The following is a 20,085-nucleotide window of genomic DNA, read 5'->3' as shown; positions in this document are numbered from 1 at the left end:
GGCGGCTTCAGTTCTTCTCGTCTTCCGCCGGCCAGTCGCGGATGTAGGCCTTGAGCATCTTGTTCTCGAAGTTCTGCGCATCGACCACGGCCTTGGCCACGTCGTAGAAGCTGATCACGCCCATCAGCATGCGCCGGTCCATCACCGGCATGTAGCGGGCATGGCGCTCGAGCATGATGCGGCGGATCTCATCGAGGTCGGTTTCGAGGGTGCAGGTGACGGGGGCGTCGTCCATGGCCTTGCGCACCAGCGTGCCGCCGACCTGGCCGCCGTTGGCGACGATGGCCACGATCACTTCCCGGAAGGTCAGCATGCCGACCAGGTCGCCATGCTCCATGACGACGAGGGAACCGATGTCTTTGTCCGCCATCGTCTTGACTGCTTCGGCCAGCAGATCGTCTGGCGTGATGGTGAAGAGCGTGTTGCCCTTGACGCGAAGGATGTCGGTGACTTTCATCGTGTGCTCCTCTCGGACTCTGTCTTTCCTGGCGGCCTGCCTTTTTTGAATATAGCCCACAATCGGCGCCGACCTCCACGGCCCGGTTTAGCGCTGTCACGCAGCGGACGCAACCGGCCCCTAGCGCCGCTTCAGAAAGGACCCCATGCCCGGCTATTCCGACCCCGGTTTCGACACCCTCGCGCTGCACGCGGGCGCCTCGCCCGACCCCACGACCGGCGCGCGCGCGGTGCCGATCCACCTGACCACCTCCTTCGTCTTCGAGTCGAGCGACCATGCGGCCGCCCTGTTCAACCTCGAGCGCTCGGGCCACGTCTATTCGCGCATCAGCAACCCGACCAACGCGGTGCTCGAGCAGCGGGTGTCGGCGCTCGAGGGCGGCATCGGCGCGATCACCACCGCCAGCGGCCAGGCGGCGCTGCACCTTTCCATCGCCACGCTGATGGGCGCGGGCTCGCACATCGTGGCCAGCACCGCGCTGTACGGCGGCTCGCAGAACCTGCTGCACTACACGATGCGCCGCTTCGGCATCGAGACCACCTTCGTCAAGCCCGGCGACCTCGACGGCTGGCGCGCCGCGGCGCGACCCGAGACCAAGCTGTTCTTCGGCGAAACCGTGGGCAACCCCGGCCTCGACGTGCTCGACATCCCGGCCGTGGCCGAGATCGCGCACGAGGCCGGCGTGCCGCTGCTGGTCGACTCCACCCTGACCTCGCCCTACCTGATCAAGCCGCTGGACTTCGGCGCCGACCTGGTCTACCACTCGGCCACCAAGTTCCTCTCGGGCCACGGCACGGTGATCGGCGGCGTGGTGGTCGACGGCGGCAGCTTCGACTGGGAGAAATCGGGCAAATTCGCCGAGCTGACCCAGGCCTACGACGGCTTCCACAACATGGTGTTCAGCGAGGAGAGCACGGTCGGCGCCTTCCTGCTGCGCGCGCGCCGCGAGGGCCTGCGCGACTTCGGCGCCGCGATGAGCCCGCACACCGCCTGGCTGATCCTGCAGGGCATCGAGACCCTGCCGCTGCGCATGGAGCGCCACATCGACAACACGCAGAAGATCGTCGAGTTCCTCGCCACCCATCCCTTCGTCTCGCGCGTGGGCCATCCGCTGATCGAGTCGCATCCGAGCCATGCCCTGGCGCAGAAGCTGCTGCGCCACGGCGCGCGCGGCGCGGGCGCCGTGTTCAGCTTCGACATCAAGGGCAGCCGCGCCCAGGGCAAGGCCTTCATCGAATCGCTCAAGCTCTTCAGCCACCTGGCCAACGTGGGCGACTGCCGCAGCCTGGTGATCCACCCGGCCAGCACCACCCACTTCCGCATGACCGACGAGGCGCTCGCGGGCGCGGGCATCTCGCAGGGCACGATCCGGCTGTCGATCGGCCTCGAGGATCCGGCCGACCTGATCGACGACCTGAAGCGCGCGCTGAAGGCGGCCGAGAAAGCGGGGGCCTGAGACCATGCACTACACCGTCAACGGCCACGCCACCTACTGCTACACGGGCGGCAAGCCCTTCGATGCCGCCAGGCCCACCGTGGTCTTCGTCCACGGCGTGCTCAACGACCACAGCGTCTGGATCCTGCAGAGCCGCTGGTTCGCCAACCACGGCTGGAACGTGCTCGCGGTCGACCTGCCGGGCCACTGCAAGAGCGAGGGCCCGCCGCCAGCCAGCGTCGAGGAGGCCGCGCAGTTCGTGCTCGCGCTGCTCGACGCGGCGGGCGTGCGGAAGGCGGCGCTGATCGGCCACAGCTTCGGCTCGCTGATCGCGCTGGAGGCGGCCGCGCGCGCGCCCGAGCGCGTGACGCACCTGGCGATGGTCGGCAGCGCCTACCCGATGGTGGTGTCGCCGGCGCTGCTCGAGAGTTCGCTCAACGACCCGCAGCGCGCGATCGCGATGGTCAACACCTTCTCGCATGCGCTGCTGGCGCCGCCGCCCTCGGCACTCGGCCCGGGCACTTGGCTCTACGGCAGCTCGCGCGCGCTGATGCGCCGCGTGCTCGCGAGCAACCGCGAGGTCAACGTGTTCCACGTCGGCTTCAAGGCCTGCAACGACTATGCGGGCGGCGAGGCGGCGATGGAGAAGCTGCAGTGCCCGGTGCTGTTCCTGCTCGGCGACGCCGACCAGATGACGCCGCCGCGCGCCGTGAAGGCGCTGGCCGCCAAGGCACGCGACGGGCGGACGGTGACGGTGCACGCGGGCCACGCGCTGATGAGCGAGGCGCCCGACGCGGTGCTGTTCGCGCTGCGGGATTTCGTCTCGCGCTGAAGCGAAGCCGCGCTAGCCGCGCGCGGCCAGGTCGTTGATGTCGACCGGGTCGAGCACCTGCTTGGGCGCCCCGTGCCGCGCCACCGCCAGCATCGCGAGCCCCATGTTCTCGGTGGTGGTCACCAGGTGCGGCCACAGCCGCCGCGCGAGCCCGAACACCGGCGTCAGCAGCACGATGCCCGCCTTGTACATCGGCGTCTTCGTGCTGGCGCCGTGCAGCGGCTGGATCGCGCCGGGCCTGAACATGTAGGCGGCCCTGAACGGCAGCTTCAGCAGCGCGTTCTCGGTCGCGCCCTTCACGCGCGCCCACATGCTGCGGCCGCGCTCGCTGCTGTCGGTGCCCGAGCCGGTCACGTAGGCGAAGGTCATCTGCGGGTTGAGCCGCGCGAGCACGGTGGCGGCGGCCAGCGTGAGGTCGTAGGTCACGCGCCGGTACGCGTCCTCCTTCATGCCGACCGAGGACACGCCGAGGCAGAAGAAGCAGGCGTCGAAGCCCGTGAGTTGCGGCTCGACCGCCGTGTAGTCGTACATGTCGCTCAGCACGAGATCGCGCAGCTTGGGATGCTGCTGGCCGCTGGGCCGGCGGCCGACGGCCACGACCTCCGCCACGTCGGGAGCGAGCAGGCATTCGCGCAGCACGCCGAAACCGACCATGCCGGTGGCGCCGAAGACGAGGACTTTCATGGGAGGGCCGGCCCCGCGGGCCGCGTGTGTGGACAGGCCGAGTAGATCAGGCCGCCCGCGGCACTGTAAAGAGCGCGGGCTTCTTCTCGAGCACCGCCACCATCAGCTCGGCATGCAGGCTCGAGGGCTGGGGCGCCGGCAGCGCGGTCAGCATGCGCGACAGCGTCTCGGCATGCGGCAGCAGCGGACCGAGGAAGCGCGTGCCCGCGGCATCGGCCACCAGGAGGGTCGGGAAGGTCTCGACGTCGAACTCGTCGGCGATGTCGGCATGGTCCTCGATGTCGACCCAGGCGAAGCGCAGCCCGGGATGCGCGCGCGCCACCTGCTCGAACAGCGGCCGGTAGTCGCGGCAGGTGCCGCACCACTCGGCGCACAGGCACACGACCCAGGGCGCGCCGCCGGCCGGCACGGCGGAATCGGGGGTGGAAGGCAGGGCGCTCAAGGCTCGTACGTGGGCAGAAGGGGGAAGAAAGACCCGGGTGGTGCGCCCGGAAGGTCGTGGCTATTATGGACAAAGCCCCTCCGGGGCGCAGGAGACGCACGATGAACACCTCCACCGCCACCACCCCTGGCAGCGCCGCGCCCGCGAGCGTCGATCCGCGCCAGTTCAAGAGCTTCGCGGAGTTCTATCCCTTCTACCTGACCGAACACGCCAACCGCACCTGCCGGCGGCTGCATTTCGCGGGCTCCACGCTGTCGCTGGCCTGCCTCGCGATGCTGGTGCTGACGCTCAATCCGCTGTGGCTGCTGGCCGGACTGCTGGTCGGCTACGGCTTCGCCTGGGTCGGGCATTTCGGCTTCGAGAAGAACAAGCCGGCCTCGTTCAAGCGGCCGCTCTACAGCTTCATGGGCGACTGGGCGATGTACCGCGACATCTGGCTGGGGCGGGTCAAGATCTGAGCCTTCCTGCCCCGGATTGCTCCTAGATCAATAGCACGTCACCCAGCCGCAGCGAGCGCAGCGGCCCCTTCTGCCACAGGTCCTCGAGCGGCTCGGCCTTGGGCATCAGGAGCGCCTCGAGCAGCGGCTCGATCGGCGTCGACGGATCGGCCAGCAGCACGTAGCGCGGATCGCCGCCATCGCCGTCCTCGGCCAGCGGCGCGATCCAGTCGAGCGCCACCAGGGTCTCGAGCACCGGCACCAGCTGCAGCGCATCGACCCGCATCGAGGCCACCAGACGCGCCGCGCCCACGCCCTTCTCGGGCGTCGCGCGGGCCCTGGCGAGCTGCTGCAGCACCTCCATCGCGAGCTGCAGCGGCCAGCCGGCGCCGCCGCCGCGCCGGGCCACGCCGGTCAGGATGCTCGGCAGGTAGGCCGCGATCACCGCGCCCAGCAGCACGATGACCCAGGCCACGTAGATCCACACCAGCAGGATCGGGAAGGTGGCGAAGGCGCCATAGAGCACCGAGTAGGTCGGCACCAGGCTCAGGTAGTAACCCAGCACCCGCTTGGCGATCTCGATCGCCGCCGCCACGAACACGCCGCCGGCCCAGGCATGCGACCAGCGCACGTTGGTGTTGGGCACGTAGTGGTAGAGCGAGGCCATGCCGGCGGCCAGCAGCACGAACTCGAAGGCGTCGAAGAACAGCTTGACCACGCTCACGCCGACCACGTCGCGCGAGGCCGCGAACACGTAGGAGGTGGTGGACAGGCTCACCGCCAGGATCAGCGGGCCGAGCGTGATCGTGGCCCAGTAGATCAGCACCCGCTGCGCGAAGGGCCGCGGCGAGCGCACGCGCCAGACGTTGTTGAGCGTCTTGTCGATGGTGAGGATCAGCGCGATGGCGGTGATCAGCAGCACGATCAGGCCCGCGATCCCCAGGCCGCTGGCCTTGCTCGCGAACTGGTTGAGGTAGCCCAGCACCTGGCGCGCGATGTTCTCGGGGATCAGGCTCTCGATCAGCCAGCGCTGCAGGCGGCCCTGCATCTTGGCGAACATCGGGAACACGGTGAACAGCGCGAGCGCCACCGTGAAGAACGGCACCATCGCGATGGTGGTGGTGAAGGTCAGGCTGCTGGCCGTGAGCCCGAGGCGGTCTTCGCGAAAACGCTCGCTGAGCACCGCGGCGGTGTTTCGCCAGGGGAAACGGGAGAGATCCCTCCAGAGCTGACGACGATTCATGGCCGGTATCATGCCATCCGCCTTTTCCGTTTCGCCACGCGGCGCCCCCGGGATCGCATCCCCTGTCCTTCTTCACCGTCGCCCGCCCGTGCCCATCGCCTCGCCCCCGCCCTCCTCCGTCGCCGCCACCCGCTGGCTCGCGGTCGGCAGCCTCGTCGGCCTGATCGTGCTGGGCCTGGCCTGGGAACTCTGGCTGGCGCCGCTGCGCCCCGGCGGTTCGCTGATGGCGCTCAAGGTATTGCCGCTCGCGATCCCGCTGGCCGGCCTGCTGAAGAACCGCATGTACACCTACCGCTGGGTCAGCCTGATGGTCTGGCTCTATTTCACCGAGGGCGTGGTGCGCGCCTGGAGCGACACCAACGGCATCAGCCAGCTGCTCGCGCTGGTCGAGGTGCTGCTGTGCCTCGTGCTCTTCGTCGCCTGCGCCTGGCACGTCCGCCTGCGGCTGCGCCACGCCAAGGCCGCCGCCCGTCCCCTGGAGGCTTCCACCCCATGACCACTTCCGCTTCTTCCGCCGCCCTGCTCGAGCGGCTGCGCGCCATCGTCGGCGCCAACCACCTGCTCAACGAGGGCGACCTCACGGCCTACGAACAGGACTGGCGCAAGCGCTCGCGCGGCAAGGCGCTGGCCGTGGTGCGCCCGGCCGACACACAGCAGGTGGCCGAGGTGGTCAAGGCCTGCGCCGAGGCCGGCACCGCCGTGATCCCGCAAGGCGGCAACACCGGCCTGGCGGTCGGCTCCATTCCCGACGACAGCGGCACGCAGGTGGTGCTGAGCCTGCAGCGGCTCAACGCCATCCGCGAGATCGACGCGGCCAACCTCACGATGACGGTGGAGTCGGGCTGCATCCTGCAGACCCTGCAGGAGACCGCCGAGAAGGCCGGCTACCTGTTCCCGCTGAGCCTCGCGGCCGAGGGCAGCTGCACCATCGGCGGCAACCTCGCGACCAATGCCGGCGGCACGCAGGTCGTGCGCTACGGCAACACGCGCGAGTTGTGCCTGGGCCTGGAAGTGGTCACGCCGCAGGGCGAGATCTGGCACGGCACCAGCGGCCTGCGCAAGGACAACACCGGCTACGACCTGCGCGACCTGTTCGTCGGCAGCGAGGGCACGCTGGGCATCATCACGGCCGCCACGATGAAGCTCTATCCGCTACCGGCCGCGCAACTCACGGCCTGGGCCGCCGTGCCCTCGCTCGACCACGCGGTCACGCTGCTGGGCCTGGCCCACAAGCAGCTGGGCCCGGGCCTCACGGGCTTCGAGGTGATGGGCAAGTTCGCGCTGAGCCTGGTCGACAAGCACATGCCGCAGCTGCGCGTGCCCTTCATCGGCGACGAGAACGTGCCCTACTGCGTGCTGCTCGAGAACTCCGACAGCGAATCGGAGGACCATGCGCGCGCGCGCTTCGAGGCCCTGCTCGAAACGGCCTTCGAGGACGGCTGCGTGACCGACGCCGTGGTGGCCGAGAACCTCGCGCAGGCGCACCAGCTCTGGCACATCCGCGAAAGCATCCCGCTCGCGCAGGCCGAGGAAGGCTTGAACATCAAGCACGACATCTCGATCCCCGTCTCGCGCATCCCGGCCTTCGTGGCCGAGACCGACGCGCTGCTGGCGCGCGAGATCGCCGGCGTGCGGCTGGTGAACTTCGGCCACCTGGGCGACGGCAACCTGCACTACAACGTGCAGGCGCCCGAGAACGTCGATACCAAGGCCTTCCTGAAGAACGAGGAAGACCGCATCAACACGCTGGTCTACGAGGCGGTCGAGAAGTTCGGCGGTTCGTTCTCGGCCGAGCACGGCGTGGGTTCGCTCAAGGTCGACACGCTCGAGAAGCACAAGTCGCCGGTGGCGCTGGAGATGATGCGCGCGATCAAGCGTGGGCTGGATCCGAAGAACATCCTGAATCCGGGGCGGGTGATCCGGGTCTGAACGGGCGCCTCAGTGCCCGAAGTCGCCAGGCCTCAGCTCGATCGGCTGCCCGTGCGGCGTGCGGTCGGCCGCGTGGTCCCAGGCCTCGCGGTAGCGCGCCAGCTCGTCGTGCGAACTCGCGCCCTTGCGCGCCACCAGCGTCTCGAGCGCGGCGAGCCAGTGCCGGTAGTAGGTATCGCCCGCATCGGGGTCGCCCGCGGCCTGCGCGGCCTGGATCTGCGTGGCCAGGGTCTCGGCCCACTCGCTCCAGCTGAACAGGCCCTTCTCGTGCAGCGCCAGCGTCATCGCGAATGCTTGCGCCTGCCAGGGCGCGCCGAAGACCGGGCCGTCGGCGTCGCGTGGCATGCCAGGGGCCAGCATCCCGTCGGGGTACTGCGTCATTCGGCCGCCTCCAGATAGCTTTCCCAGGCATCGACCGACACCGAGAGCTGCTGCGCCTGCGAGCCCCAGAGCTCTGCTTCCTCGAACACCACCGTGTAGAGCCACTGCGGCGCCTCGCCCGCGCCCTGCGCATTGCTGTCGGCGAACACGTGCGCGCCATGCAGCCGCTCGATGGTGCCGCGCCGCCCCTGCACATAGCCCGGCAGCCGCGTGTGATGGTCGACGCGGCCCGCGCGCATGCGCACCGCCTGGCCGATCGCGAAGCGCGCGGGCGCCGCGGCCGGCCGTTCGGTGGGCGAACCCCTGGCCAGCACCGCGGCCACGTCGGCCGCCTGCAGCACGCGCTTGACGGGCGCGGGCGCATGCAGCATGCGGCCCTGCGCGATCTCGTCCTCGAACAGCTGGCCGCGCTCGATCATCAGCCGCTCGAGCGCCGCGAGCCAGATCCGGTAGTAGCTCAGTTGCAGGTAGTGCGGCAAGGTCTCGCGCACGGCGCGGCTCGCATCGATGTTCCATGAACCGGTGGCGCCCATCGCGAGCACCAGCGCGAGCGCGCGCGGCTCCCAGTCGGCATGGAACAGCTCGCCCTCGGGCTCGGGCTGCACCGCGCCGAAGCCGGTGCGGCCGCCGAGGTCGGCCTGGGTCTGGTAATTCATACCGGGCTCCCCGGCGCATCGGCGAACCGGGTGCCGATCATCGAATCGCGCGACACCAGCGCCGCGAGTTCCTCCTCGCCCAGGTGCTCCGTGCCCGCGGGCCGCTGCGGAATCACGAGGTAGCGCACCTCCGCGGTCGAGTCCCAGATCCGGATGCGCGTGGTCTCGGGCAGCACGGTGCCGAAGTCCGTGAGCACGCCGCGCGGGTCGCGCACCGCGCGCGAGCGGTAGGGGGCGCTCTTGTACCAGGTGGGCGGCAGGCCCAGCACCGGCCACGGGTAGCAGCTGCACAGCGTGCAGACCACCATGTGATGCTGATCGTCGCTGTTGGCCACCGCCACCATGTGCTCGCCCTGGCGGCCGGTGTAGCCCAGCGAGGCGATGGCCGCGGTGGCGTCGGCCAGCAGCCAGTCGCGGAAGGCCGGGTCGACCCAGGCTTTGGCCACCACGCGCGCGCCGTTGCGCGGGCCGATGCGGGTCTGGTAGGTGTCGATCAGCACGTCGAGCGCGGCCGGCTCGATGTAGCCCTTCTCGGTGAGCACGCTCTCGAGCGCACGCACGCGCAGGTCCATCTCGTCGAGCTCGCTGTGGTCATCGCCGTGGGCATGGGTGTGTTCGCTCATGCCCCTCATGCTAAGCGCTGCGACCTACCAGCGGTAGGTCGCGGACGCCACCGCCTTGCGCCGCTCGCCGTAGAAGCAGCCGTAGGTGCACGAGGCGATGTAGGCCTTGTCGGCCAGGTTCGTGAGGTTGAACGCATAGCGCCAGTGGCCCGTGTCGTACGACACCATCGCGTCGAACACGGTGTACGAGGGCACGATGCCGTTCACGTAGAGCCCGGTGGAGGCGCCCACGTAGCGCACGCCCAGCCCCGCGCGCAGGCCCGGCGCGCCGGCCGCGCCGAAGTCGTACTCGCCCCAGGCCGAGAAGGTGTTGTAGGGCACGTTGCCGCGCCGCTTGCCGACGTTGGCGGCGGTGGTGTCGGCGGTGACGCGCGCGTCGGTGTAGGCATAGGCGGCGATCAGGCTGGCGGAGCGGCCGATGCGCGTGCGCAGCTCGATCTCCAGCCCGCGCGAGCGCACCTCGCCGGTCTGCACCGAGAAGCCGGTGTCGACGGGGTCGGTCGACAGCACGTTCTGCTGCCTGAGCTGGTAGACGGCGGCGCTCAGCAGGGTGTCGCTGCCCGGCGGCTGGTAGCGCAGGCCGAGCTCGTACTGCTCGCCGCGCGTGGGCTCGAAGCGCGCCCCCATGCGGTCGACGCCGCTCTGCGGCTGGAACGACTGGCTGAAGCTCGCGAACGGCGCGAGGCCGTTGTCGGCCAGGTAGACCAGGCCCGCGCGGCCGGTGGTGGCCGAGGTCTTCTCCTTCGAGTTCGGGGTCTCGCCGTCGACCGGCACCTGGCGATCGGTCACGCGGTCGTGCCGTGCACCGAGCACCACCACCCAGCGCCCGGCGATCTTCATCTGGTCCTGCAGGTACAGCCCGGTGGCATTGCCGGCCATGTCGGGGAAGTAGGTGTTCGGCACCGGCGCACCCGCGACGTAGACGTAGTTCGGCGCGTAGTAGTTGAACTGCGTGGCGATCTCGCGCGACGCGCGCCGCGTGGTGTAGGACTGGTAGGTGGTGTCCACGCCGGCCAGCAGCGTGTGCGCGACTGGGCCGGTGTCGACGCGGTACTCGAGCGAGGTGTCGGTGGTGCGCGCGCGCGAGCGGTCGCGGCGGTCGTAGGACTCATGGAAGGTGGAGCTGGCGCCGTCGGGGCTCACGCCGGCAGCGGCGGTGCTCGGGAAGTCGACCTCCGAACGGAAGGCATGCGCGCTGTGGCGCAGCTTCAGGCGATCGCTGAAGGCATGCTCGAAACGGTAGCCGACGGCGGTGTTGGTGCCGGCGTAGCGGTCGCGCCCCGGCGTGCCGGTGTAGCGGCTGCTCGGCACCGGTCCGTGGATGTTCGGCAGGATCGTGACGCCGCCGGCCAGCCCGTACACGTAGTCGGTGCGGTTGCGCAGGTACTCGGCCTGCAGCGTGAGCGAGGTCGCCGCGCTCGGCTGCCAGCGGATCGCGCCCGACAGGAAGCGCCGGTCGTCGGGCACGTGGTCGATGAAGGTGTTGCTGTCGCGCACCAGGCCCGTGAGGCGGTAGGTCAGCGTGCCCTGCTCGTCGAGCTTGCCGCCGAAGTCGCCCTTGATCTGGCGGCGGTCGCGGTTGCCGAGCTCCACGCCCAGCTCGCGCAGCGGCTCGGCCGTGGGCTGCTTGGTGACGGTGTTGACCACGCCGCCGGGCGCGGCCGTGCCGTAGAGCAGCGAGGCCGCGCCCTTGAGCACCTCGGCGCGCTCGAGCCCGTAGAGCTCCTGCTGGCCGTCGTAGGCGTTGACCATGAACTTCGAGCCGTCGCGGTAGAGGCTGCCCGTGCCGGCGCCGGCCTGGAAGCCGCGGATCACGAACGAGTCGGTGGTGCGGTCGGCGCCTTCCGAGCGCCTCACGCCGGCCGTGTAGTTGAAGGCGTCGACGAGGCTGGTGGGCTGCTGGGCCTCGATCTGCTCGGCCGTGACCACCGAGATCGACTGCGGCGTCTCGAGGATCGGCGTGTCGGTCTTGGTGCCGGCCGTGCTGTGGCGCGCGATGTAGCCGTCGGCCGGTCCGCCGGCGGCGCCGCGCTCGGCATTCACGCGCACCTCGGCGAGCATGGCGGACGGCGCGGGCGCCACCACCTGCGGCGCGGCCGGCGCGCCCGCGCGCACGGTGTAGCCGCCCGCGTCGGTCGGCAGCAGCTCGAGGCCGCTGTCGGCCAGCGCGCGACGCAGCGCCTGCGGCGCGTCGTAGCGGCCGCGCACCGGCGCCGAGGCGCGCTGGCCGACCAGCGCGGCATCGACCGTCAGCGCCAGCCCGGCCTCGCGCGCGATGCGGTTGAGCGTGGCGCCGAGCGGGCCGGGCGGCAGGTCGTAGTCGCGCAGCACGGGGGCGGCCTGCGCCTGCGCGCGGGCTGCTGTCGGCAGCAGGGCCGGCATGGCGGTGGCGAACAGCAGCGCGGCGACGAGCGGGGTCGGACGGAACGGGAAGGACGAGGACAAGGCGGGACTCCAGGCAGGGGAAGGACGAGGGTTCTCTTCCTGCTTGCCGGACGAGCTTCGAAAAGTGAGAGGGGATGGCCGAAAAAAATCCGGCGCCGCCCTGATCCAGGCTTCAGCGTGGCGCCTGCCTCGGCTCGACGCGCAGCCACCAGCGCGTGCCGCCCACCAGCTCGACCGGCAGCGCGGCGGTGAGCGCCAGCAGCGCCTTGTCGGTGTCGTCCAGCGGCAGCGTGCCGGTCACGCGCAGGCCGGCCACGCGCGGGTCGGCCGCGAGGTGGCCGGGCCGGTAGCGCGCGAGTTCGGCCACCACCTCGGACAGCGGCTGGTCGTCGACCACCAGCATGCCGTCCTTCCAGGCATCGGTGTCGGGGCGCGCGGGGCCGGGAGTGCCGGCGCCGTCGGCGCGCAGTTCCAGGCTCTGGCCCTGCTGCACGATGCGTTCGCCCTCGCAGGCCTGCGCCGGATCGGCCGCGCAGGTGGCCGGCCGTGCCGCCACCGCGGACTGCGTGACCGTGAGCCGGGTGCCGGCGCCGTCGTCGAGCCGGCGCACGACGAAGCGCGTGCCCAACGCGCGCAGGCTGCCCTCGGGCGTCAGCACGACGAAGGGACGCTGCTCGGCCGCGTCGCCATGGGCGGTCTCGATGGCGATCTCGCCCGCGCGCAGCACGATCGCGCGCCGGCTGCCATCGAAGGCCAGGTCGACCGCGCTGCGGGTGTCGAGGTGCAGCACGCTGCGGTCGGGCAGCACCACGGTGAGGCGCTCGCCGGTGCCGGTGCGGTAGTCGGCGCTCAGGGTGGCCAGCGGCTCGAAGCGGTCGACCGCGACCAGCCCCAGCAGCAGCGCGGCCAGCAGGCCCAGCACGCCCGCGGACTGCTTCCAGCGCCGCGCCGCGCCGCGGCGCACCAGCGCCGAACGCACGGCGTCGCTGCGCGCGGGCGCCAGTTGCGCATCGAGCTCGCCGAGCTGGGCCCAGGCACGCCGGTGGTCGGCATGCGCGTCGAGCCAGCGGCGCAGGCCTTCGGCATCGCGCGCGTCGGCCTCGCCCGAGCCCATGCGCAGTTGCCAGCCGATCGCCGCGTCGAGCACGGCTGCGGACACCGGCAGCGAGGCCGAGGCCTGCGCGCTCATGCCGCCGATGCCGGTAGCACGGCACCGAAACGCAATTCGTAGCCGCGGCGCGCGGCCGTCGCCAGGTACTGCCGCACCCGCGGCACCGACACGCCGAGCTGCGCCGCGATCTCGGCATGGGTCATGCCGTCGAGCCGGCTGTGCAGCCAGGCGGCGCGGGTCTTGGGCGTGAGGCTCGCGAGCAGCGCATCGAGCGCGCGCAGCGCCTGCACCGCCTGCAACTGCTCCTCGGGCGAGGGATAGAGGGCCGGCGGCAGCGCCGCGAGGTCGGCGAGGTAGGCGCGCTCGAGGTCGGCGCGGCGGAAGCGGTCGATCAGCAGGCCGCGCGCCACCGTCGTCAGGTAGGCCCGCGGCTCCTTCATCTCGACCGGCGCCGCCTGCGGCGGCCGCGCGGCCAGCAGCCGCACGAAGGCATCGTGCGCGAGGTCGGCGGCATCCTCGGCGCAGCCCAGCCGGCGCCGCAGCCAGGCCTGCAGCCAGCCGTGATGGCTGCGGTAGAGCACCTGGAGGCTGTCGTCGAGGGCCGGGGCGGACACGGGTTGCGCTTGCGGAATGTTGAGAATAGTTCTCATCTTATAGTCTTGGCCTGCCCGGCCAGCCGCCGGCCCCTCATCCGAATAAGATTCGGGGCTCCAGCCCCGCCGTCCCGGGCGCGCCGTTGCCGCCGCCCTCCACCGCCATGACCCAACGCCCCATCCGCTCCCAGTACGAAGACTTCATGCGCCACGTCGACACCCACGGCGTGTACAAGAGCGACCGCACCGGCACCGGCACCAAGAGCGTGTTCGCCCACCAGATGCGCTTCGACCTCAACGAGGGCTTCCCGCTGGTCACCACGAAGAAGGTGCACGTGAAGTCCATCATCCAGGAGCTGCTGTGGTTCCTGACCGGCTCGAGCAACAACAACTGGCTCAAGGAACGCGGCGTCACCATCTGGGACGAGTGGGCGCGCGAGGACGGCGACCTGGGCCCGGTGTACGGCGTGCAGTGGCGCAGCTGGCCCACGCCCGACGGCGGCCACATCGACCAGATCGCCGAGGTCGTGAAGACGCTCAAGTCCAACCCCGATTCGCGCCGCATCATCGTGAGCGCCTGGAACGTGGCCGAGCTCTCGAAGATGGCGCTGATGCCCTGCCACGCCTTCTTCCAGTTCTACGTGGCGCCGCCGCAGAACGACGGCGAGCGCGGCCGGCTCAGCTGCCAGCTCTACCAGCGCAGCGCCGACATCTTCCTCGGCGTGCCCTTCAACATCGCGAGCTATGCGCTGCTCACGCACATGATGGCGCAGCAGTGCGACCTCGACGTCGGCGACTTCATCTGGACCGGCGGCGACTGCCACATCTACAGCAACCACGCCGAGCAGGTCGCGCTGCAACTGAGCCGCGAGCCCTACCCCTACCCCACGCTGCGCATCAAGCGCAAGCCCGACTCGATCTTCGACTACCAGTACGAGGACTTCGCGTTCGAGGACTACCGGCACCACGACCCGATCAAGGCGCCGGTGGCCGTCTGAACCATTCGGGGCCGGGCGGGCGCGGATGCGGTCAGAATCGGCCGGTTTCGAACCTGCTTTGCGCTCCATGAACCTCAACCTCATCTTCGCGCGCGCCGCCAACGGCGTCATCGGCGCCGCCAACACCATTCCCTGGCACCTGCCCGAGGACATGGCGCACTTCAAGGCGCGCACGCTGGGCGCGCCGGTCATCATGGGCCGCAAGACCTGGGACTCGCTGCCGCCGCGCTTCCGGCCGCTGCCGGGGCGCCGCAACATCGTGGTCACGCGCCAGGCCGGCTGGCAGGCCGAGGGCGCGCAGCGCGCGGGCAGCCTGCGCGAGGCCATCGAGGTCTGCGAGCGGCTCGAGGCGCCCGATGTCTGGGTCATCGGCGGCGCGCAGATCTATGCCGAGGCCGAGCCCTTCGCGCGGCGCGCACTGGTCACCGAGATCGCGCGCGACTACGAGGGCGACGCCTTCGCGCCGGTGCTCGACGCCAGCGCCTGGCGCGAGACGCAGCGCGAGTCGCACGTGTCGGCCAAGGACGGCCTGGCCTTCAGCTTCGTGACGTACGAGCGCGTCACGGCCGGCGCATGACACTGGCGTTGCGCCGGCGCACGCTGCTGGCCGGCGCGGCGTTGGCGGCCGGCGGCATCACGCCTGCGTTGGCGGCCGAGCCGATGGAGCCCGACGAGGAGGCGCTGTTCATGAACGGCACGGCGCGGCCCACCGACGACGGCCGGCTCGAGGTCGACATCCATGCCTGGGTCTACGAGCGCGAGCGCCGCTGGGGGCTCAATGCCGCATTCGCGCGCTATCTCGGGCTCAACCTCAAGAAGCTCTCGCCGGCCGCGCAGCTGCGCTTCAACCAGCGCACCGCGCTGTTCCATGCCGAGTCGGAGGACGGCAAGGTGTTCGACGTGGAATTCGACGGCAGCCCCGGGCGCAAGACCATGCCGCCCTCGGGCGCCGATGGCCGCGTCAACGTGCGGCAGGTGATCGAGGTGCCGCGGCTGTCGCCCGCGCAGCAGTGGCTCGAGTTCCACGCGGTTACCGGCCCCGGCGAGCTGCTGCACCGCTTCCGCGGCCGCGCGCTGATCGTGCCGGCGCAGGGCCTGTCGGTGATCTCGGACATCGACGACACCATCAAGCGCACCCAGGTGCGCGAGCGGCGCGAGATGCTGCTCAACACCTTCGCGCGCCGCTTCGAGCCCGCGCCCCACATGGCCGGCTGGTACCGCGCGCTCGCGAGTGCGCCCGACACGCGCTTCCACTACCTGTCGGCCAGCCCGATCCAGCTCTATCCGCCGCTCGCGGAGTTCGTGCGCGAAGCGGGCTTTCCGCCCGGCAGCATGCACCTGCGCGAGAGCACGACCTGGCGCACGCTGATCCCGGGCGACGAGGATTCGCGCGCCCACAAGCTCGGCGTGATCGCGCGCCTGCTGGCCGACTTCCCGCAGCGCCGCTTCGTGCTGGTCGGCGATTCGGGCGAGGCCGATCCCGAGATCTACGCCAAGGTGTTGCGCGACCACCCCGGGCGCATCGACGGCATCGTGATCCGCGACGTGACCGGCGAAGGCCGGCTGTCGGAACGCTACCGCGCCACCTTCGAGGGCATCGACCCGGTGATGTGGCACCTCATCGCGCCCGACACGACGGCGTGGCCGATGCAGGCGCAGACCCAGGCCGCGCGTTAGAGCCTTGCGCGCGGCGTGCTCGCGCTGCGGTGCACAAGAATTCCAATGCCCGATCGTGACGGCCCGCACGATCGATGCGTGCACGGGGCCGATGGCCCCTCTCTTCCTGCCAACCGCGGTGATAGCTTCCTTGGCGGTCTCCAGAAAAACTTTCGAAACGAGTTTTTCTGGATTCCTTCCATGGATCAACGCTTCATATGCAGGGAGAAACAAACATGATCGAACTCGTCGACCCGAGCGACAGCCGCGCCGTGCGCAACAAGAACAACATCCTGGGCTTCTACGAACTGGTGATCAACCAGAAGAAGGCCGAAGAGTCGGTGCACCGCTTCGTCAGCGCCGCCTATATCCAACACAACCCCCTGATCGGCGATGGCGCGCAGGCCCTGGGGGAATTCTTCGGCAAGCTCACCCGGGAGCGCGTGCTGGCCCGCGTCGTGGTCCACAAGATCGCCGCCATCGGCGACCACGTGTGGGCCCACGTGGAATTCCTGAACCTGTTCAACGACGATCCCGAAGACAGCGGGATCGCCGGCGTCGACATCTACAGGATGGATGCCGACGGCAAGGCAGTCGAGCATTGGGACACGCTGCAGCCCGTGGGCCATCCGAAGAATTCGGTCCCCTGGCTCGCACCGAACATCCAGCGCGCCAATTCGAACGGCATGTTCTGACAGGCGCTCGCGACACCGCTGGAAACGAAGCGCCGCGCCACGCGCGACGCTTTACGAAAAAGAGTGCTTCCGTACTGCCGGACTGCCAGCTGACATAGGCACGAGCGGCGCAGGGTTTAGTCTGTCCTAAGAGTTTCTGCGCACAATGTCACGGACCCATTGCCATCAACGTTCAAGGAGAAGGCACATGTCCATGGAGTTTCTTCGGACGATCGCCGAGCAGAAATTGCCATACGTCGTGCACGCGCCCGCCGAGATCGACAAGCTGCGCGTGCTGCGCGCCGCGGACCTCGTGACGGCCTTCATTCCCCCGTCCGAGCGCCATCCCCAAGGCCGCGCGATCCGCCAGTTGGCCCAGGTCGAGAGCATCACGGCCAAGGGCATGCTGGCGCTCAACAAGGCGACCTCGGCGTTCATCGAGCTGTAGCACGCCAGGCTTCGGGCGAACAACCGAACTGGGTGCCGAACCAGCGGGTGAAGGCACTGTGCGTGCTGTAGCCCAGCATCGCCGCCACCTCGCCCAGGCTGTGGCGGCCATTGGCCACGTAGCGCTGCGCGAGTTCCTGACGGACGTCGTTGACCAGTTGCTTGAAGGTCAGCTCGCGCGCATCGAGCTGGCGCTGCAAGGTGCGCATGCTGAGCCCCAGGCCCTGCGCCACCGACTTGCAGGTGGCCCGCCCCGCCGGCAGCATCAGGTAGATGGCCTTGCGCACCTCCTGGTCGATCGAGCGCTCGCGCTCGCCGGGAACGGCGTCGATCAGCTTGCGCGCATAGGCCGCCAGCACGGGATCGCCGCCCGGATTGGGCACGTCGAGGTCCGCCGCGCGGCACACCAATCCGTTGAAGCTGCCGTCGAACTCGACCGGGCACTGGAAGAAGCGGCGATGAAAGGACGCATCGGCCGGCGGCCCATGGCTGAAGCTCACGCTGGCGGGCCGCCAGCGGTCGCCGAGCAAGGCCGCGCACATCCGGTAGAGCACGCCGATCGCGAGCTCGATCGACTGCCGCGCCGGCACCGACACGGCCAGTTCCTCGCGCAGCAGCACCAGCTTGCCGACATCCTCGACCTGGATCGCCAACCTTTCGTTGAGCAGGTGCAGGTGCTCGATCAGCGTGAGCAGCACCTGCCGCAAGGTCGGCTGGTGCATCAGCAGCAGGCTGAGCACCCCGAAGTTCGATAGCTGGCGCCGCGCGGCGATGCGCAGTCCGAAGGACTCGCAGCCCGTGTCGCGCGCCGCGTCCTCGAGCAGGCGGGCCACGCGGTCGGCCTCGATCAACTGGTCCGGCTCGCGCAGCATCCTGGCGCGCAGTCCGGCCCTGCGCAGCGCCGCGCCGGGGTCGTGGCCAAGCTCCTGCGCGACCTCCGAGAAGTTCGTCAACGCCGCCGCGCGCACCAGTGCCGTCATGCCGAGCCTTTCCAGGATGGCGGGAATTCTGGCACCAAATGCACAGCGATTGGCACCGAATGCAAAGCGCCGCCGAGGGCCCGCTCCTACAGTTGCCCCATGCCCGCACCCCGGAGGCCGGGGCGGGCAGACCGCAAAAAAGAACGGAGACAAGACATGCGCATCGAAGCGATGACCTGCGCCATCGGCGCCCAGCTCAGCGGCGTCAGCCTGGCCGATGCGGCCCGGGACGACGGCCTGTTCGAGGAAATCCGGGCGCTGCTGCTGCGGCACAAGGTGCTGTTCCTGCGCGACCAGAAGATCAGCCGGGCCGAGCACGTGGCCTTCGCGCGGCGCTTCGGCGAACTGGAGGACCATCCGGTCGCCGGCAGCGATCCGGAGCACCCGGGGCTGGTGCGCATCTACAAGACGCCGGACGCGCCCAACGACCGCTACGAGAACAGCTGGCACACCGACGCCAGCTGGCGCTATACACCGCCGATGGGCTGCGTGCTGCGCTGCGTCGAGTGCCCGCCCGTGGGCGGCGACACGATGTGGGCCAACATGGCGCTGGCCTACGAGCGCCTGCCCGAGCACGTGAAGGAGCTGATCGCGCCGCTGCGCGCCCGCCACAGCATCGAGTGCACCTTCGGCGCGGCGATGCCGATCGCGCAGCGCCTCGCGCTCAAGGCCCGATATCCCGACGCCGAGCACCCCGTGGTGCGCATCCATCCCGAGACCGGCGAGCGAGTGCTGTACGTCAACGGCTTCACGACGCACTTCACCAACTTCCACACGCCCGCCAACGTGCGCTACGGCCAGGATTTCACGCAGGGCGCGTCGGCGCTGCTGCAGTACCTCGTCAACCAGGCCGCCATCCCCGAGTACCAGGTGCGCTGGCGCTGGCAGCCCGACAGCGTGGCGATCTGGGACAACCGCGCCACGCAGCACTACGCGGTGATGGACTACCCGCCCTGCCACCGCAAGATGGAACGCGCCGGCATCGTCGGCACGCCGACCGCCTGACCCACCCTTCCCCTTCGCACCACCCGCATCCCCGGAGCCCTCGATGAACTTCCTAGACGGTCACCTGTTCCCCGAAAACCAGCAGCCGCTGATCATCACCGCCGCCCCCTACGCACCGTCCTGGCTGCCTTCGGACTTCCCCGGCGAGATCGCCGTGACGATGGAGGAGCAGGTCCAGAAGGCGGTGGACTGCTACGAAGCCGGCGCCACCGTGCTGCACCTGCATGTGCGCGAACTCGACGGCAAGGGCTCCAAGCGCCTGTCCAAGTTCAACGAGCTGATCGCCGGCGTGCGGGCCCGCGTGCCCGAGATGATCATCCAGGTCGGCGGCTCGATCTCGTTCGCGCCCGAGAGCGAGGGCGCGGCCGCCAAGTGGCTGTCGGACGACACGCGCCACATGCTGGCCGAGCTCGACCCCAGGCCGGACCAGGTCACGGTGACGGTCAACACCTCGCAGATGAACATCCTCGAGCAGTTCGACCTGCGCGACATCCGCGGCACCTCGATGGAGGACCCGGTCGTCTTCAATGCCTACAAGGAGATGACGGTGCCGGCGCAACCGGGATGGGCCGAGGAGCACATCCGCCGCCTGACGGCCGCGGGCATCCAGAGCGCCTTCCAGTGCTACAACATCAACAGCTTCGAGTCGGTCGAGCGGCTGATGCGCCGCGGCATCTACAAAGGCCCGCTGGTGCTCAACTGGGTCGCGATCGGCGGCGGCATGGACGCGCCGAACATCTACAACCTCGCCAACTTCGTGCGCGCGGTGCCCGACGGCGCGGTGCTCACGGTGGAGAGCTCGGTGCTCAACGTGCTGCCGGTCAACATGATGGGCATCGCCATGGGCCTGCACGTGCGCTGCGGCACCGAGGACAACCTCTGGAACCAGTCGCGCACCGCCAAGATCGGCACCGCCGCGCAGGTCGAGCAACTGGTGCGCATCGCGCGCGAATTCGGCCGCCCGATCGCCACCGCGCAACAGGCGCGCGAGATCTCGCAGATCGGCGTGTTCCACGACACGGTGGAAGAGACGCTGCGAGCCAACGGCTTCGCGCCCAACCGCAACGGCGGCCAGCAGGGCTTCCTGCGCAAGGCCGCCTGAAGCTTCACGCACCGG

General features: G+C 69.9%; 23 protein-coding genes. 12 read left to right on the top strand and 11 right to left on the bottom strand.

Annotated features, from left to right (window positions below; all coding sequences use genetic code 11):
• Nucleotides 1-7 precede the first annotated feature (7 nt).
• Nucleotides 8-457 carry a CBS domain-containing protein gene (locus tag AC07RM_RS17830; protein WP_093343237.1) on the bottom strand — a complete coding sequence of 150 codons (450 nt, stop codon included), beginning with the start codon at nucleotides 455-457 and terminating at the stop codon, nucleotides 8-10.
• 145 nt (nucleotides 458-602) lie between these two features.
• Between AC07RM_RS17830 and AC07RM_RS17825 the strand changes: the two genes are divergently transcribed.
• On the top strand, nucleotides 603-1,913 hold the full coding sequence (locus AC07RM_RS17825) for an O-acetylhomoserine aminocarboxypropyltransferase (protein WP_296778469.1): 1,311 nt from the start codon (nucleotides 603-605) through the stop codon (nucleotides 1,911-1,913).
• A gap of 4 nt (nucleotides 1,914-1,917) precedes the next feature.
• Nucleotides 1,918-2,724 carry an alpha/beta fold hydrolase gene (locus AC07RM_RS17820; protein WP_495335372.1) on the top strand — a complete coding sequence of 269 codons (807 nt, stop codon included), beginning with the start codon at nucleotides 1,918-1,920 and terminating at the stop codon, nucleotides 2,722-2,724.
• Between the two features lie 12 nt (nucleotides 2,725-2,736).
• Here AC07RM_RS17820 and AC07RM_RS17815 read toward each other — a convergent pair whose 3' ends face one another.
• Complete coding sequence (locus AC07RM_RS17815; RefSeq protein ID WP_495335371.1) at nucleotides 2,737-3,408, bottom strand: NAD-dependent epimerase/dehydratase family protein; 672 nt, start codon at nucleotides 3,406-3,408, stop codon at nucleotides 2,737-2,739.
• A gap of 46 nt (nucleotides 3,409-3,454) precedes the next feature.
• The gene (locus AC07RM_RS17810) at nucleotides 3,455-3,850 is read right to left on the bottom strand and encodes a thioredoxin family protein (protein ID WP_093343242.1); all 396 of its coding nucleotides are present in this window, start codon (nucleotides 3,848-3,850) and stop codon (nucleotides 3,455-3,457) included.
• 101 nt (nucleotides 3,851-3,951) lie between these two features.
• On the opposite strand from AC07RM_RS17810, the gene AC07RM_RS17805 reads away from it, so the two are divergent.
• A complete protein-coding gene (locus tag AC07RM_RS17805; RefSeq protein WP_398498111.1) occupies nucleotides 3,952-4,308 on the top strand; it encodes an Mpo1-like protein in 357 nt (118 codons plus the stop codon).
• A gap of 22 nt (nucleotides 4,309-4,330) precedes the next feature.
• On the opposite strand, the gene AC07RM_RS17800 is transcribed toward AC07RM_RS17805, so the two are convergent.
• The gene (locus AC07RM_RS17800; RefSeq protein ID WP_093343245.1) at nucleotides 4,331-5,542 is read right to left on the bottom strand and encodes a YihY family inner membrane protein; all 1,212 of its coding nucleotides are present in this window, start codon (nucleotides 5,540-5,542) and stop codon (nucleotides 4,331-4,333) included.
• Between the two features lie 76 nt (nucleotides 5,543-5,618).
• Here AC07RM_RS17800 and AC07RM_RS17795 point away from each other — a divergent pair, with 76 nt between their 5' ends.
• Nucleotides 5,619-6,026: a DUF2069 domain-containing protein gene (locus AC07RM_RS17795; RefSeq protein WP_093343246.1), complete on the top strand. Its 408-nt coding sequence runs from the start codon at nucleotides 5,619-5,621 to the stop codon at nucleotides 6,024-6,026.
• Entirely contained in the window at nucleotides 6,023-7,459 is a 1,437-nt protein-coding gene (locus AC07RM_RS17790; RefSeq protein ID WP_495335370.1) for an FAD-binding oxidoreductase, read from the top strand. The genes AC07RM_RS17795 and AC07RM_RS17790 overlap by 4 nt, the downstream gene beginning before the upstream one ends.
• A 9-nt stretch (nucleotides 7,460-7,468) precedes the next feature.
• Here the strand turns inward: AC07RM_RS17790 and AC07RM_RS17785 are convergent, their stop codons facing one another.
• From AC07RM_RS17785 to AC07RM_RS17760, 6 genes are all read right to left on the bottom strand, one after another.
• Nucleotides 7,469-7,840, bottom strand: coding sequence for a nitrile hydratase accessory protein (locus tag AC07RM_RS17785; RefSeq protein WP_495335369.1), 372 nt, complete (start codon nucleotides 7,838-7,840; stop codon nucleotides 7,469-7,471).
• Entirely contained in the window at nucleotides 7,837-8,496 is a 660-nt protein-coding gene (nthB, locus tag AC07RM_RS17780; RefSeq protein WP_495335368.1) for a nitrile hydratase subunit beta, read from the bottom strand. Before nthB ends, AC07RM_RS17785 begins: the two co-directional genes overlap by 4 nt.
• Entirely contained in the window at nucleotides 8,493-9,119 is a 627-nt protein-coding gene (gene nthA / locus AC07RM_RS17775) for a nitrile hydratase subunit alpha (RefSeq protein WP_495335367.1), read from the bottom strand. The genes nthB and nthA overlap by 4 nt, the downstream gene beginning before the upstream one ends.
• Nucleotides 9,120-9,143: 24 nt before the next feature.
• Entirely contained in the window at nucleotides 9,144-11,564 is a 2,421-nt protein-coding gene (locus tag AC07RM_RS17770) for a TonB-dependent siderophore receptor (protein WP_495335366.1), read from the bottom strand.
• Nucleotides 11,565-11,676: 112 nt separating this feature from the next.
• Nucleotides 11,677-12,693 (bottom strand): FecR domain-containing protein, encoded by a 1,017-nt coding sequence (locus AC07RM_RS17765; RefSeq protein WP_495335365.1) that lies wholly within the window; start codon nucleotides 12,691-12,693, stop codon nucleotides 11,677-11,679.
• A complete protein-coding gene (locus tag AC07RM_RS17760) occupies nucleotides 12,690-13,229 on the bottom strand; it encodes a sigma-70 family RNA polymerase sigma factor (RefSeq protein ID WP_495335364.1) in 540 nt (179 codons plus the stop codon). Before AC07RM_RS17760 ends, AC07RM_RS17765 begins: the two co-directional genes overlap by 4 nt.
• A 143-nt stretch (nucleotides 13,230-13,372) precedes the next feature.
• Here AC07RM_RS17760 and AC07RM_RS17755 point away from each other — a divergent pair, with 143 nt between their 5' ends.
• The 5 genes from AC07RM_RS17755 to AC07RM_RS17735 all read left to right on the top strand — a co-directional run bounded on the left by AC07RM_RS17755 (nucleotide 13,373) and on the right by AC07RM_RS17735 (nucleotide 16,984).
• Entirely contained in the window at nucleotides 13,373-14,206 is an 834-nt protein-coding gene (locus tag AC07RM_RS17755) for a thymidylate synthase (RefSeq protein WP_495335363.1), read from the top strand.
• A gap of 67 nt (nucleotides 14,207-14,273) precedes the next feature.
• Complete coding sequence (locus AC07RM_RS17750) at nucleotides 14,274-14,783, top strand: dihydrofolate reductase (RefSeq protein WP_490875715.1); 510 nt, start codon at nucleotides 14,274-14,276, stop codon at nucleotides 14,781-14,783.
• Complete coding sequence (locus tag AC07RM_RS17745) at nucleotides 14,780-15,883, top strand: phosphatidate phosphatase App1 family protein (RefSeq protein ID WP_495335362.1); 1,104 nt, start codon at nucleotides 14,780-14,782, stop codon at nucleotides 15,881-15,883. The genes AC07RM_RS17750 and AC07RM_RS17745 overlap by 4 nt, the downstream gene beginning before the upstream one ends.
• Nucleotides 15,884-16,098: 215 nt before the next feature.
• Nucleotides 16,099-16,557 carry a nuclear transport factor 2 family protein gene (locus AC07RM_RS17740; RefSeq protein WP_398498121.1) on the top strand — a complete coding sequence of 153 codons (459 nt, stop codon included), beginning with the start codon at nucleotides 16,099-16,101 and terminating at the stop codon, nucleotides 16,555-16,557.
• Nucleotides 16,558-16,750: 193 nt separating this feature from the next.
• Nucleotides 16,751-16,984 (top strand): hypothetical protein, encoded by a 234-nt coding sequence (locus AC07RM_RS17735; protein WP_281081207.1) that lies wholly within the window; start codon nucleotides 16,751-16,753, stop codon nucleotides 16,982-16,984.
• Here AC07RM_RS17735 and AC07RM_RS17730 read toward each other — a convergent pair.
• The gene (locus tag AC07RM_RS17730; protein WP_495335361.1) at nucleotides 16,971-17,963 is read right to left on the bottom strand and encodes an AraC family transcriptional regulator; all 993 of its coding nucleotides are present in this window, start codon (nucleotides 17,961-17,963) and stop codon (nucleotides 16,971-16,973) included. The genes AC07RM_RS17735 and AC07RM_RS17730 overlap by 14 nt on opposite strands.
• A 156-nt stretch (nucleotides 17,964-18,119) precedes the next feature.
• On the opposite strand from AC07RM_RS17730, the gene AC07RM_RS17725 reads away from it, so the two are divergent.
• Entirely contained in the window at nucleotides 18,120-18,968 is an 849-nt protein-coding gene (locus tag AC07RM_RS17725) for a TauD/TfdA dioxygenase family protein (RefSeq protein ID WP_495335360.1), read from the top strand.
• A 43-nt stretch (nucleotides 18,969-19,011) separates the two neighbouring features.
• Nucleotides 19,012-20,070, top strand: a complete 1,059-nt coding sequence (locus tag AC07RM_RS17720; RefSeq protein WP_495335359.1) for a beta-keto acid cleavage family enzyme — start codon at nucleotides 19,012-19,014, stop codon at nucleotides 20,068-20,070.
• Nucleotides 20,071-20,085 lie beyond the last annotated feature (15 nt).

This window comes from Variovorax sp. GW821-FHT09B05 (genome assembly GCF_059418265.1).
The sequence above is the reverse complement of the archived record's forward strand: the minus strand, read 5'-3'. Positions and strand labels throughout refer to the sequence as shown.